We start from the raw sequence: 14,154 nt of genomic DNA on the forward strand, positions 1-14,154 counted from the left end.
CCATAGTAATGGGTAAGACCAGTTTTGATGCACCCCGCCACTTGCAACACAGCATGATTTTGATTCCGATGGATGCTCCCGGCCTGGAAGTTATAAGACCTCTTAGTGTTTTTGGATACCATGATTCTCCGGAGGGACATGCAGAAATTGTATTAAACAAAGTACGTGTGCCAAAAAGCAATCTTATTCTAGGTGAAGGGAGAGGATTTGAGATAGCCCAGGGCCGTTTGGGTCCGGGAAGAATACACCATTGCATGCGATTAATAGGAATGGCGCAACGTTCGCTGGAGTTAATGTCTCAAAGGGCCTCTGAACGCAGTCCGTTTGGCAGAACTTTAGATACCTATAGCAGTATTCGTCAGGAAATTGCGCATTCTCGTTGTGAAATAGAACAAACACGTCTGCTGGTTCTTTCAGCAGCAGATAAAATGGACAAGGTGGGAAATAAGGAGGCAAAAGACCTGATCGCCATGATTAAGATAGTAGCTCCAAATATGGCCTTAAAAGTGATTGATAGGGCCATTCAGATAATGGGGGGTAAGGGTGTTTGTGGAGATACGCCTTTAGCACATTTTTATGCCTCTGCCAGGACCTTGAGGCTGGCCGATGGCCCGGATGAGGTTCACTTAAGTCAATTAGGAAAAAACACAATAAAAAAATACACATAAGTCTGGCAATGCGGGAAAAGGAACTGACCAAAACTGTGAGAAAAGGAGAAGAGCTTCATGAGAAGAACTTGAAAAAGTTCCTGTTACAATGCAATTTGATCAATGATGAAAAAAGTGAATTGATCATCAGGCAATTTTATCATGGATATTCGAACCTGACTTATCTGCTAAAAATAGAGGATAAGGAATACGTACTTCGCCGTCCGCCCTTTGCGGCGCCAAAGCGTGGTCATAATATGGGTAGGGAATTTAAAGTGCTCTATAATTTGCATAAAGTTTTTGACAAAGCACCTGCTCCTTATGCATATTCAGAAGATGTAGATATACTGGGGGCTCCTTTTTATTTAATGGAAAAAGTTGATGGAATTATTCTGACGGCCAATGAGGCCAAAGAGCGCCAATTGGCTCCTGATGCATTTAAAACTATATCAGATACCTGGTTGGATACCTTTGTTGAACTGCATAATGTAGACTATAAGTCTGCCGGACTTGAATCGTTGGGAAATCCGGAAGGCTATGTTGAGCGACAAGTTAAAAACTGGGGCAAGCAGTATCGTGCTGCGGCAACGGAAGAAGTTCCCTCTGCCCAAAAGGTAATGTCATGGATGGAAAATAATCAACCTGAAAACTATGATTACAGCCTTATCCACAATGACTATAAGTACGATAATGTGGTATTTGTTGATGACCAATGGAAAAAAATAGCCGCCATCCTGGATTGGGAAATGTGCACTTTAGGTGATCCATTGATGGATTTGGGGACTTCCCTTGGGTATTGGACTACAGCTTCAGATGCTGATTTTTTGAAACAAGGACTTCCATCTCCAACAACTATGGCAGGCAATCCTTCACGCACAGAAATCGTCCAGCAATATGCGCTCAAAAGTGGCAGGGATATAAATAACCTTACCTTCTATTTTGCGTATGGTCTTTTTAAAATTGCGGTAATCGCCCAACAGATATATTATAGATTTAAGCACGGACATACAACAGACCCCCGTTTCGCGAACCTGAATATAGTTTCTGCCTTATGTTGTAATACAGCGTGGAACGCCATTCAGAAGGACAAGATTGACGGGATATATTAATGGATATGATTTCAAATAAGTAGTGGTGTGGAGCATAAATCTTTTATAAAAATGAATAAGGAACAAATAAATGTACTTCGGGAAGTGCCGGAGGATCAGGAGGTGGTGATGTTAAACCTTCTAAAATATAAAGACAAGGTGGAAGAAACCGGATTGACCGGTGAGGCTTCCTATAAACAATATATGAAAGCGGCCATACCTTTTTTTGAGAAGATAGATGCGGAAATTATCTTTTTTGGTAGACCCCTTTTAACACTTATAGGTCCGGAAGATGAAACTTTATGGGATGATATGCTATTGGTAAAATATAAAAACCAGGGTGAATTTTTTAAAATGGTTAGCGCAGAGGACTATCCAGCAAAATTAAGGGAACGCTCCCTACAGGATTCGCGATTGATATATTGTAAATCGCAAACCAAATAATGTTTAGGCGTTTTGTTTAATTAATTAAAGCGATATGCAATTAGAAAATAAAGTTGTGATCATTACAGGGGCAGGAAGTGGAATTGGAGCAGCATCGGCTTCTTTGTTGGCTAAACACAAGGCATTGGTCATTATATCTGATATCAATATTGATAGCGCCCAAAAGGTGGCTGATCAAATAAACACTGCAGGGGGTAAGGCTTTTGCGTTCAAGGCAGATGTATCTAAATTTGAAGAAGTAGAACTATTAATAAGTCAAACGGTTAAGGATCATGGTAAGATAGACGTCATGGTTAATAATGCCGGTATAGGCGGTGAAAATCAAAAAAGGACCGCTGAACATACGCTTGCTGATTGGGACAATGTTATTGCCGTGAATCAGACGGGTGTTTTTTATTGTATGAAAGTGGTTTTAAAGCAAATGATGAAGCAGGGACATGGAAATATTATAAATATCGCTTCACTGGCCGGTTTAAAACCCTCAGGTAACAACCTCTCTTATAGTGCCAGTAAGTATGCAGTTGTGGGTATGACCAAATCGGCTGCTCTGGAGTATGGTCGTAAGAATATCAGAATCAATGCAGTATGCCCGGGGTATACGGAGTCAGCGCTTTTAGACAAACTGCTGGCCAGTAGGCCCGATATGAGAGAAACCCTTAAAAGACTGATTCCTATGGATAGGTTTGGAGAAGCAACTGAAATTGCAGAAGCTGTAGCATGGCTTGCATCAGATAGCTCAAAATATATGACCGGGCAAACCTTAACATTGGATGGAGGCACATCATTATTATAGCATAATTAAGACAACTTATAGATCAACAAATCAAAAAGACTACCCTAATGAATACAATAAAGATTATAAAGAAAGAGGGGTATACCATTGTTCAGATGAATCGCGGTAAGGTAAATGCCATTAATTACGAGATGGTTCAGGAGCTAAGGCAAGCCTTCCGGGATATGGAAAATGACAAGGAAGTTAAAGGAGCAATACTTACCGGACAGCCACACTATTTTTCCGCAGGCCTCGATTTAATTGAATTATTTCAGTACGACAAAAAACAGATCCAGGACTTTTTTCGTGTTTTCGGTGCATTATTTATAGAACTTATGCATATCACGAAACCTGTTATATCGGCTATTACAGGTCATTCCCCGGCGGGAGGCTGCGTGCTTGCAGTGGCAAGTGATAACCGAATTATGGCAGATGGAGAACAATATATTATTGGACTGAACGAGGTTGCTGTAAATATTCAAATTTCTCAGAACCTTGTAGAAACCTATGCCTTTTGGATAGGTCAGGGTTTGGCTAGCAGATATGTTATGGAAGGGAAGCTGCTTAATGGGAAAGAAGCCTTGTCTGCCGGATTAGTGGATGAATTAGTTCCTTTGGAGCAGGTATTGCCAAAGGCTGAAGCCAGGATGAAGCAGTATTTGCAAGCAGATCAGGAGATACTGGTTAATACTAAAAGTAAACTTCGCAAAGATTTACTGGGTAAGCTTGATTTAAATGCCGAAAATTCCCTCAAAGAAGCGGCAACTTTATGGTGGAAACCTGAAATTCGAACCAAAATGGAAGCATACGTAAAGAGTTTCTCAAATAAAAAGAAAGGATAAAACCGAAATGAAAAATATGAACAAACAATTGAAATTTGTAAAGAGACCCATAGGTGAGGCAGATGCTTCAACCTGGTCATTAGAGACTAATCCTATTCCTGAATTACAGGATGGAGAAATTCTGGTGAAACAACATTATGTTTCCCTTGACCCGGCTATGCGGGGTTGGATGAATGATTCCAAATCCTATATAGAGCCAATGGCCATAGGTTCGGTAATGCGCTCGGGTGCAGTTGGTGAGGTGGTGGCAGTTAATAAAAATCCCAACTTTAAAGTAGGGGATTATGTAGCCGGATTCGGCGGTGTTCAGCAATATGCAATTTCGGATGGAAAGGATTTGCGTATTATAGACCCTAAACTAGCTCCGCTTCCAACCTATTTAAGCACCTTGGGTATGACAGGCATGACAGCCTATTTTGGTATTCTTGAGGTGGGGAAAATAAAAGAAGGTGATATTGTGGTTGTTTCAGGAGCAGCAGGAGCTGTTGGGAGCATCGTGGGTCAAATTGCTAAAATTAAAGGATGCCGGGTTGTCGGCATTGCCGGGGGTCAGGAGAAATGTAAATATATTTTAGAGGAGTTGGGTTTTGACGCTGCTATTGATTATAAGAACGAGAATGTTGCAACCAGGTTGAAGGAAGAATGCCCAAAAGGCCTGGATGTTTATTTTGACAACGTAGGTGGCGAAATTCTTGATATTGCCCTGAGTAAACTTAGAATGCATGCCCGAATAGTAATATGTGGAGCCATATCGCAATACAACAACAAAACGGCCATAAAAGGACCCAGTAATTACCTTTCACTCCTGGTAAACCGCGCTACAATGCAGGGAATGGTGGTATTTGATTATGCAAAAAGGTATGGTGAAGCTGCAAGGGCCATGGGCGCGTGGCTGGCAGAGGGAAAACTGAAAGGCAAAGAAGATATCTATGAGGGAATTGAGAACTTTCCGCAAACCTATAAAAGGTTGTTTACAGGTGAAAAATTAGGCAAACTAGTGCTAAAAGTAGTAGAAGATGAAAGCCATACGATGTAAAGAATTCGGACCGCCATCTTCTCTTGTTTTAGAAGAAATACCTGGTTTAAAACCCAAAGCAAAAGAGGTGGTGGTGCAAGTAAAAGCCTGTGGAATAAATTTCCCCGACACATTAATTATCCAGGGGTTATACCAATTTAAGCCAGAGCTTCCATTCACTCCGGGAAGCGATATTTCCGGGGTCGTAAAAGAGATTGGCGATGAAGTAAAACATCTGGCGGTTGGTGATGAAGTATTTGGATTTGTCTTTAGTGGAGGTTTTGCTGAGGAAGTAGTGGTGCCATCCAATACGTGTTTCCTGAAATCAAAAAAAATGAATTTCCCAATTGCAGCTTCTTTTATGGTAGCATATGGGACCTCATATCATGCGCTGAAAGACAGGGCAAAGCTGGCAAAAGGCGAGACATTACTTGTGCTTGGCGCTTCGGGTGGTGTTGGTTTGGCAGCGGTGGAATTAGGTAAACTAATGGGTGCAAAGGTTATTGCAGCAGCATCCACAGAAGAAAAATTGCAATTATGCAGGGAATATGGTGCTGATCAAACCATTAATTATTCCAAAGAAGATTTGAAGTCTGAAATTAAAAAATTGACAGATAACAAAGGGGCAGATGTTATATACGATCCTGTTGGAGGGGAATATACTGAGGCGGCATTCAGGGGTATTGCATGGGAGGGGAGACTTCTGGTAGTAGGATTTGCTTCCGGGACTATACCAAAAATGCCTTTAAATCTGCCTTTGCTTAAGACCGCTTCTATAGTTGGGGTATTTTGGGGCGATTTTGCCATGAGAAACCCAAAATTGAATATGGAGAACACAAGGACCTTGATGAAATGGTATGATGAGGGCAGGGTTAAACCCCATATCCATAAGACTTATGAATTGAAGGAAACCCCCAGGGCTTTGGAGGAAATAATGAACAGAAAGGTCAGAGGTAAATTGGTAATAGAAGTTTAAGGTTATCATCTTCCTGAATATTTTGCTTTAGATTAAAGTTCTGCTTAGTTTAAAGGATCCAATCCCGCAAGGACAGATAGTAAAAGACATAATTAAAGAACTATACGAAATGAGACTAAAAGACAAAATAGCCATAGTTACCGGCGGTTCCCGTGGAATAGGGAAGGCCATATCCGAGCTTTTTGCAAAAGAAGGTGCAACGGTAATAATTATGGACGTGTTACCCAAAGGGCAGCATGTATCGGATGGCATAATTGAATCCGGTGGAAAAGCGGAGTATCATCAGGTTTCTGTAACTGATAAACCTGCAGTAGAAAGGCTTTTCAAAAAAGTAAATGATAAATATCGTAAAATAGATATCCTAATTAATAATGCGGGAATCACAAGAGACAGAACGCTCGAAAAAATGAGTGAGGAGGAATGGGACGCTGTTATAGAGGTTAATCTGAAAGGGGTATTTCTCTGTACTCAGGCTGTTGTACCTTATATGAAGGCCAATACGTATGGAAGGATCGTAAGTGCGGCCTCAAATGTAGGTTTAAGGGGTAATTTTGGACAAACAAATTATGCGGCTACCAAAGCAGGTGTTATTGCCATGGCAAAAACCTGGACGATGGAATTTGGCAAGTATGGCATAACGGCCAATGCCATAGCACCCGGTTTCACGATGACGGATATGGTAGACAAGATTCCGGAAGAACATTTTGCTAAAATTAAAGAAAGTATTCCCCTGCGTACTGTGGCACAACCCATAGATATCGCCTATGGCTACCTGTACCTGGCTTCAGATGAGGCCCGTTTTGTTTCAGGGATATGCCTTACTATAGATGGTGGAACTTCAAGATAATTAATATGGCCAAATTAGAACTAGAGAATTTTGAGGACTTTCGGGAAATAGAAGGTCAAACTTTGCCTGCGGGAGATTGGCTTACAGTGACCCAGGAAATGATTAATGACTTTGCCAAAGCCACCATGGATTTCCAGTGGATACATATAGATATTGAAAAAGCGGAAAAACACTCACCTTTTAAAAAGCCGGTGGCGCATGGTTTTATGTCTCTTGCACTTTTAGCTAAACTTTTAAAAGATGTTTTGTTAGTTAAATCTGCCAAAATGGGTATAAATTATGGGTTGAATAAAGTACGCTTTCCAAGCCCTGTTTTAGTAGATAGTCAGCTCAGGTTAATCTGTACTATTCAAAAAATTGAAAATTACGGGGATAAGGGTCTGAAAATTACCTGGAATTGTGTGGTGGAGCTAGACGGTTCTGATAAACCAGCCAGTGTGGCCGAATTTATTAGTTTGATGTTCGAGTAAATTTTTTAATTTTAAAGTTGACCAATGATCCTCCGATAGAGGCGGATTTAATAAATAAACCAATACGAAACCTAAAGTAACAAACCAATGACCAGACTTTTTGATCTTCTTTACAATCAATTAAACAGCAACCCACTTGAAGCTTCCTTAAGTGCCCGGGATTCTAAAGGTAACTGGAAGTCCTATAGCACAGCGGATGTAAAAAATTATTCGGAACAAGCTGCTTCCGGTTTGCTAAAATCAGGCCTGAAGCCCGGAGATAAGGTAGCCATGGTAATCTATAAAAACAGGCCCGAATGGGTAATTATGGATTTTGCACTACAAATGGCCGGACTTATAAGTATTCCATTATACCCAACCATTAGTATTTCGGAGTATGAATATATCTTGAATGAAGCGGAAGTAAAGGCAGCATTTTGCGGAGGTCTTGATCTTTTTGACAAACTGTCCCTAGCAGGCAAGAATATTCCGAGTTTAGAAAATATCTACACTTTTGACAAAGCTGAAGGAAGGCCCTATTGGGAAGAAATTTTGGACCAGGAAGGACGTACAGATATAGAGGGAATTAAGAAAAAAATTACCGGAGAAGATTTGGTGACTATTATTTATACTTCCGGAACAACCGGTAATCCCAAAGGTGTTATGTTAACCCATAGCAATATCATGCATGTTATCGTAGAGACTTCAAAATTTTTAGAAGTGGATGCAGGTGAAAAGGTACTGAGTTTTCTGCCGCTTTGCCATATTTATGAAAGAGCGGTTTCATTCGCATGGTTCCATGAAGGGACTTCCATATATTTTTGTGGTACAGACAACCTGAGTGGACCCCAAGGTGATTTGGCATCCGTGAAACCCATTGCTTTCACAACCGTTCCAAGACTACTTGAAAAGATATACGAAGCGATCTACAATAAAGGCCTGGCTTTATCAGGAGTAAAAAAAGCGCTATTCTTTTGGGCACTTCGCTTAACAGATAATTTTGAATTGGATCAAAATCTATCTCCTTTCAGTAAGATAAAATGGGGAATTGCGGATAAATTAATTTTCAGTAAATGGCGTTCGGCCTTAGGAGGCAATGTTCGATTGATAGTTACGGGTTCTGCTCCCTGTCCTATAAAAATAATCCGCGTATTTTGCGCTTCAGGAATAAACGTACGCGAGGCCTACGGTTTAACAGAAACCTCCCCAACCTTGACAGTCAATAGCGTTAAGCCCGGAGGGTCAGTGATAGGTACTGTTGGTTATGCTATCAATGGTGTAGAATTATATATAGATAAGACCTCCGGTGATTACAAAGAAGACGAAGGTGAAATACTTGCGATTGGACCTAATGTTATGTCGGGATATTATAAAAAACCTGAGATAAATGCTCAGGTATTTAAAGAAATTGATGGCAGAAAATGGTTCTGCACTGGTGATATTGGAAAATTGATTCAAGGTCCGAATGGAAAGGAGTTTTTAAAAATAACAGACAGGAAGAAGGAGTTATTAAAGACTTCAGGTGGAAAGTACGTTGCGCCTGCACCTATTGAAAACAGGATAAAGGAAAATTTTGTTATTGATCAGATTATGGTTATTGGGGATAAACAAAAATTTGTTTCCGCCCTAATTGTTCCGTCTGAGGATGGGTTAAAGAACTGGTGTATACATAAAAATATTGAGTGGACCAATCTGGAGGACATGCTAAAGCAGGATAGAATTATTGCAAAATATCAAAAAGTGATTGACAAATACAATCCGGAATTCAGTCATATAGAACAAATAAAGAAGTTTCGGTTGGTCCCAGCCGTTTGGCTGCCTGTTCACGAAGATGATTCTGTGGCTGAGCTAACGCCAACATTAAAGCTCAAAAGACGGGTGATAAGGGAGAAATACAAAAAGGAAATTCAGGAAATATATGCTTAACCTGTGCTTAGAATTGCTTAAGAATCTATGAGACCCTTATGGCTTTTGATTCTTCAGTGCGTTGAGGCTGTCCATTTCCTTCCTGAATCTTAGGATCACCAATGAGTCTAATTGCTGTGAAATGCTATCTTTCATTGCTGCCCAGTTGGCCATATTCATATCTGTATTATATCGTAGTATCCTGTGGAATTTTGCTACATTAAACCGGTTGGCTTCCCAGGCTGCAGCCGTACTTTCCTGATGTTTTAAGTCTTGCAGGTATATTCCCACACCGAACCCCAGGATAACAATAACTAAAACAATAGCTAAAATTTTGGTGGATTTTGGCATTTTTTAGGTTTTAAGATCATGATATTAATGAGAACACCATGACGGATTTGGAGTATAATGGTAAAACAAAGATACAAATCAGAACGATCCGACTAAAGTAAGGTCTAAATAAATCTGGATATTACCATGAATACCATAAAAATGACAAAAGCACTACCAAAAGTCAGTACAAATTTGATAATTTTAGATTTTATTTTCATATCCGTGAAATTAGATTTGTCTGTTCTAATTACAAAAGATATCCGTTTTAAGTATAATTTAGTTAGATAAAATGCATTTAATTCTTTCTATAACGTAAGAATTTATACCCCTGTTGCCGCCGGTCTCTGACGGGTGGTAAATGTATATGCTAGCAGTGATGTGAAAAATACCACAATACACATTCTCACGGTAGGTGTGAGGAAAAATTCAAAATTAATTAAGTTCCACACTGTCATTAACCTGGACCAATCCGGTTGTTCCAATAACAGCGTAAACTCCTGCACATGGGTACTTTCCAGAACCCATTATATCCAGTCTGTTGTGTTCTACCAGTGTTCGGAGAATATGATTATCCCTGGGAATATTATCCTGTGCTAGCGTGGTCATCACACATCTAGGGTCTGGCATGGTTATTATTAGTTGAACGTCATTTCCTATACGAAGTGTTTTGCCAACCCAGGAATTCTCAATAAAGCCTGGATCATGGGTTTTGGCTACCACATTCATTCGAAACCTTCTTACATCAAAATTGGTTTCCGGTCTAAGATTCTCCAAATGTTCAAGGGTGGATGTAGTTATTACTGTAGCCGGAAAAACATCCATAAAAGATCCCGGAGGCAGGGGAGAATCTATGCCCATATCCTTGAACAGGGCAGGTCCAAGCTTTTGTTCCGTAGATGTATTTCGATGCCCCGCCGGGTCAAGATTTTCCAAATCCGGATGGAATTGGTCAATAGTAAAGTCTTCTGGCGCAACACGGGTAAGTTCTACATCTCTTTTGAAGAAGTTCGATAAAATTTGATTAACATTTTTTGAATCACTATGTACTACGGTCCCATCCGCTAAAGTAATCCGGACTGGCGGTATCTTTTGACCAGCCTGAGGGGCTTTTAAATAATTAGCAGCGCACATCAACAGGTTTGGAAATTGTTTTACGCTTTTAGCACTTACCACTTTTCCTGTCTTTTTATCTATAAGCGCATATGCTCTGTCCCCCAGAACACCTTGTTTATCAAATTGTACCTGATCAAGTTTTTCACCTTTAAAGGATTTTACCGGGAACCGCCAGAGCGATTCAATGACCCCTACTTTCATGGTTTGTTTTTTTGGTTATTTTGCATGTATGTTTAATAACGGGCAACAGCCTTTTAAATGAACCGTGCCTGTTAGCTTATGGATTATACGGCTTGTTAATTTTCATTTAAGATAATAAGGTAATGATTTATTCAATGCTAGATCAATCCTTTATAAAACAACAATTCTGAATTTCTATCTGCTGCCATGAAGGTCTATCTCCAGGAAATCTCTTGAAATACGATTAAAATTAAGAAGCTAAATCTCCTATTCCCTGCTTTTATTAAATTGACCTTGGAAACAATTTTATTAAATTTAGTAAGATTAATATAAATGTTTATGGTGCAATAAAAAAGTTTCCTATTATTGCCTGCTTATCTTCTGTTACATTAATAAAATTTATAAGATGTATTTATCAAAAAAATCAACCCAACTTTTTGCGTTCATCATCGTGATGTCCTTTAATTTTATTAGTTTTTCTCAAAAACAGATTCAGAATGTTCTGGACAGAACAACATTAAGCCTGAATGGAGATTGGCAGTTTATCATTGACCCCTACAAAATGGGGTATCTGGATTACAGACAAAAGCCATTCGATGAAAGTGCATCAGGGAAAGGAGGCTTTTATGATAACATTACCAATCCGGGAAAAACCAAAAGGGCAGAATACAACTTCGATTACGAGCCATCATTGACTGTCCCGGGGGATTGGAATTCCCAATATGAAAAATTGGAGTTCTATGAGGGGGTACTGTGGTACAGGAGAAATTTCAAGGTGTCTTTAAAGGAAGACAAAAGATACTTTATTCATTTTGGTGCGGTGAATTATGAAAGCCATATCTATTTGAATGGTCAAAAATTGGGTGTGAACAAAGGAGGCTTTACTCCCTTTCAATTTGAGGTGGGCGACAAATTGATTGATGGCGACAATTTTCTTGTTGTTATGGTAGACAATACCCGTAAAAAGGATGAGGTACCTACCATAAATACAGATTGGTGGAATTACGGGGGGATCACAAGAGATGTGAACCTTGTTGAAACCCCTGAATCTTACATTAACGACTACAAAGTTCAATTGGCTAAAAATGATGCTGCCAAAATAAAAGGCTATATAGAACTGGAGGGATCGGGAGGGGAGGAGCCGGTTGTATTGCAAATACCGGAATTAAAAATAAACCAGAGCTACACCACTGATGCAAACGGTAAGGTTACTTTTGAAATCCCTGTAAAGAAGATACAACTCTGGAATCCGGAATCCCCAAAATTATATGAAGTTAAGATCAGTTCCTCACAAGATGCTGTTACCGATAAGATTGGTTTTAGAACCATTGCCACAGAGGGTAAAAATATACTCCTTAATGGTGAATCTATTTTCATGAAAGGTATTGCCATGCATGATGAAAACCCACTTATTGGAGGCCGTCTGCGATCGGACGGAGATATGCGGATGATGCTTAGCTGGGCAAAGGAATTAGGATGCAATTATGTGAGATTGGCCCATTATACCCATAATGAGACTATGCTGCGGCTGGCAGATGAAATGGGTTTGATGGTTTGGTCTGAGGTGCCGGTTTATTGGACTATTTCATGGGAAAATGAAGAAACCTATAAAAATGCGGAAAATCAGTTGCGTGTTTCTGTTGAACGCGACAAAAACAGGGCAAGTATTATTATATGGTCTGTAGGCAATGAAACCCCGGTGACAGAAGCGAGAAATGTTTTTATGGGCAAGCTGGTAGATAAGACGAGGTCTTTGGATGATACGCGTTTGGTGGCTGCTGCATTGGAAGTCGAACGTGAGGGTTATACCATTACGGTGGATGATACTCTGGGAGAAAAGCTAGATTTGGCCAGTTTTAATCAATACGGTGGGTGGTATTGGTCAGAGCCCAAGGAACTTCCTAAATACTCGTTTGATATTAAATTCAACAAGCCTGTGGTCATCACCGAATTTGGTGGTGGTGCACTTGGGGGTTTTCATGCTGATGATGATACCATGTGGAGTGAGGAATATCAGGAGTTGATTTATATCAACCAGCTAAAAATGATGGATAAGATAGACGGCCTCAGGGGAATAACTCCCTGGATACTGGTGGATTTTAAATCTCCACGAAGACAAAATCCGGTGTATCAGCAATTCTGGAATCGCAAGGGACTAATTTCCAATACGGGTGTTAAAAAGAAGGCCTATTTTATCCTTAAGGAATATTACAGGAACAAATCGGTAAAATGACAGAAACGTCATTCCGATGATTAGGATGAGAATCTATGGATGTTTTCTGCTCCGAAACAAAGTTTGCTCTGTTTGTTCTTTATGATATTTTCTAGTTTTTTTTTAATCCTTATGCTTATGCTGATAGCACCAGTGCCACTCATTTTTCTAGTTCCCTGACTAATGCTCTGGATATCACCGTATCATATATAATTTTAAGCTTGCTAATCTTGTTTGAGGCATCAAATTCTATAATATCAACAACATCAAATTCTACTTTCTGCTTATTTTTCAGGATCCATTTATAATTAAAATAGAGGGCCAGTTTATTTGAATTAATTTCCTCAAAAATTCCTTTTAAATGCAGTTCAGAATTTGTAGTATCGCTACTCAATTCACGATAAAAGGCATCTGCGTTCATTACTCCGTAAATGGGTGAATCAACAATTCCTTGTTCATTAAATAATTTTATGGTTTGCTCAATATCACCTTTCTCCAGGTAATCCAAATACTTAATTGCGATTTCTTTTCTTGTTGGCATTTAACTTAGTAGTTTATTTTTTTGCTGACTTTCAGCGGTGATCCAAAAAATCAATTTCAAAGGTATTTTTAATACAAACTACTTTTTGAGTTCTCAAAAAGCAGAAGTATTCAAAATTAATGCTCCTTTATTTCATTTCTTCAAGAGGGCTGGCCCCTGCCTTTTCTAGAATAGAATTTATCTTGGACAAATCATTTGACATTACTTTATTCAAATCCCCCAGATGCTGTTCGAGTTCTGCGGAGAGTTCTTCATATACCTTGTAGGCCCCATCAGTAGGTTTTGCCTCCCCGTTTTCAATGCTCCTCCTCAAAGAAGCAAGTCTGTTATTTAGTTTAATTGGAAAATTCAAGGGGTCTTGTCCTGATTGGTTTTTAACCTGATAAAGTTCTTGCTCTATAGCTGAGGTTTTATCTAAAAAAGGCATCATAGTTTTCTTGTAATCGGCGCTGGAAACTTTTTCCTTGTTCTCCTTAATCTGATTTCGCATTTTTCGAATATGAATCACAGCCTCATTCGCCATACTGGTTTTTTGCATGATCTTATTAGCCAGTTCAAATTGCTCCATTAAATCGGCCTCAGTTATTCCTTTAAGATTCGGATCCATTAAGATGGAAAAGGGATAGGTCTTTTCATAATCCTTTATTTTCATTTTAACTTTATAGTTTCCTAAGGGGGCCTTGGGGCCTCGCTGTGGGCGGGCACTCCAAATAATCATCCCTTCAAATTCTGTTGCCCCGGGATATCTTAAATCCCAGCTAAAAGTATTAATGCCTTTGGCAGTAGTGGG

14 protein-coding genes and 1 pseudogene are annotated in these 14,154 nt (G+C 39.6%); 11 read left to right on the forward strand and 4 right to left on the reverse strand.

Going from position 1 to position 14,154, the window contains the following annotated elements; genetic code table 11:
* From WBM60_RS14370 to WBM60_RS14415, 10 genes are all read left to right on the forward strand, one after another.
* Nucleotides 1-668: acyl-CoA dehydrogenase family protein (locus WBM60_RS14370; protein ID WP_424283239.1), on the forward strand; the 668-nt coding region annotated here is incomplete at its 5' end.
* Nucleotides 669-676: 8 nt separating this feature from the next.
* Complete coding sequence (locus tag WBM60_RS14375; protein WP_424283240.1) at nucleotides 677-1,756, forward strand: phosphotransferase family protein; 1,080 nt, start codon at nucleotides 677-679, stop codon at nucleotides 1,754-1,756.
* 51 nt (nucleotides 1,757-1,807) lie between these two features.
* A complete protein-coding gene (locus WBM60_RS14380; protein WP_424277758.1) occupies nucleotides 1,808-2,179 on the forward strand; it encodes a hypothetical protein in 372 nt (123 codons plus the stop codon).
* A 34-nt stretch (nucleotides 2,180-2,213) separates the two neighbouring features.
* Nucleotides 2,214-2,972, forward strand: a complete 759-nt coding sequence (locus WBM60_RS14385; RefSeq protein ID WP_424283241.1) for an SDR family NAD(P)-dependent oxidoreductase — start codon at nucleotides 2,214-2,216, stop codon at nucleotides 2,970-2,972.
* Nucleotides 2,973-3,019: 47 nt separating this feature from the next.
* A complete protein-coding gene (locus WBM60_RS14390) occupies nucleotides 3,020-3,793 on the forward strand; it encodes an enoyl-CoA hydratase/isomerase family protein (protein ID WP_424283242.1) in 774 nt (257 codons plus the stop codon).
* A 16-nt stretch (nucleotides 3,794-3,809) separates the two neighbouring features.
* Nucleotides 3,810-4,829 carry an NADP-dependent oxidoreductase gene (locus WBM60_RS14395; RefSeq protein WP_424261847.1) on the forward strand — a complete coding sequence of 340 codons (1,020 nt, stop codon included), beginning with the start codon at nucleotides 3,810-3,812 and terminating at the stop codon, nucleotides 4,827-4,829.
* A complete protein-coding gene (locus tag WBM60_RS14400) occupies nucleotides 4,810-5,784 on the forward strand; it encodes an NADPH:quinone oxidoreductase family protein (RefSeq protein WP_424277760.1) in 975 nt (324 codons plus the stop codon). The genes WBM60_RS14395 and WBM60_RS14400 overlap by 20 nt, the downstream gene beginning before the upstream one ends.
* 109 nt (nucleotides 5,785-5,893) lie before the next feature.
* Complete coding sequence (locus tag WBM60_RS14405) at nucleotides 5,894-6,631, forward strand: SDR family NAD(P)-dependent oxidoreductase (RefSeq protein ID WP_424261843.1); 738 nt, start codon at nucleotides 5,894-5,896, stop codon at nucleotides 6,629-6,631.
* Between the two features lie 5 nt (nucleotides 6,632-6,636).
* The gene (locus tag WBM60_RS14410; RefSeq protein ID WP_424277761.1) at nucleotides 6,637-7,101 is read left to right on the forward strand and encodes a MaoC family dehydratase; all 465 of its coding nucleotides are present in this window, start codon (nucleotides 6,637-6,639) and stop codon (nucleotides 7,099-7,101) included.
* Nucleotides 7,102-7,188: 87 nt separating this feature from the next.
* Nucleotides 7,189-9,006, forward strand: a complete 1,818-nt coding sequence (locus WBM60_RS14415) for an AMP-dependent synthetase/ligase (RefSeq protein ID WP_424283243.1) — start codon at nucleotides 7,189-7,191, stop codon at nucleotides 9,004-9,006.
* A 36-nt stretch (nucleotides 9,007-9,042) separates the two neighbouring features.
* On the opposite strand, the gene WBM60_RS14420 is transcribed toward WBM60_RS14415, so the two are convergent.
* Entirely contained in the window at nucleotides 9,043-9,336 is a 294-nt protein-coding gene (locus WBM60_RS14420; protein WP_424261837.1) for a hypothetical protein, read from the reverse strand.
* A 414-nt stretch (nucleotides 9,337-9,750) separates the two neighbouring features.
* A complete protein-coding gene (locus WBM60_RS14425) occupies nucleotides 9,751-10,632 on the reverse strand; it encodes an MOSC domain-containing protein (RefSeq protein ID WP_424261835.1) in 882 nt (293 codons plus the stop codon).
* Nucleotides 10,633-11,017: 385 nt separating this feature from the next.
* Here WBM60_RS14425 and WBM60_RS14430 point away from each other — a divergent pair, with 385 nt between their 5' ends.
* Complete coding sequence (locus tag WBM60_RS14430) at nucleotides 11,018-12,844, forward strand: glycoside hydrolase family 2 protein (protein ID WP_424276908.1); 1,827 nt, start codon at nucleotides 11,018-11,020, stop codon at nucleotides 12,842-12,844.
* Nucleotides 12,845-12,983: 139 nt separating this feature from the next.
* Here the strand turns inward: WBM60_RS14430 and WBM60_RS14435 are convergent, their stop codons facing one another.
* Together WBM60_RS14435 and WBM60_RS14440 are read right to left on the reverse strand one after the other, a co-directional pair.
* Nucleotides 12,984-13,364, reverse strand: coding sequence for a nuclear transport factor 2 family protein (locus WBM60_RS14435; protein ID WP_424261831.1), 381 nt, complete (start codon nucleotides 13,362-13,364; stop codon nucleotides 12,984-12,986).
* Nucleotides 13,365-13,491: 127 nt separating this feature from the next.
* A pseudogene (locus tag WBM60_RS14440) lies at nucleotides 13,492-14,154 on the reverse strand (glycosyl hydrolase); the annotation flags it as partial.

It is taken from the genome of Eudoraea sp. (assembly GCF_049669105.1).
GTDB lineage: Bacteria > Bacteroidota > Bacteroidia > Flavobacteriales > Flavobacteriaceae > Eudoraea.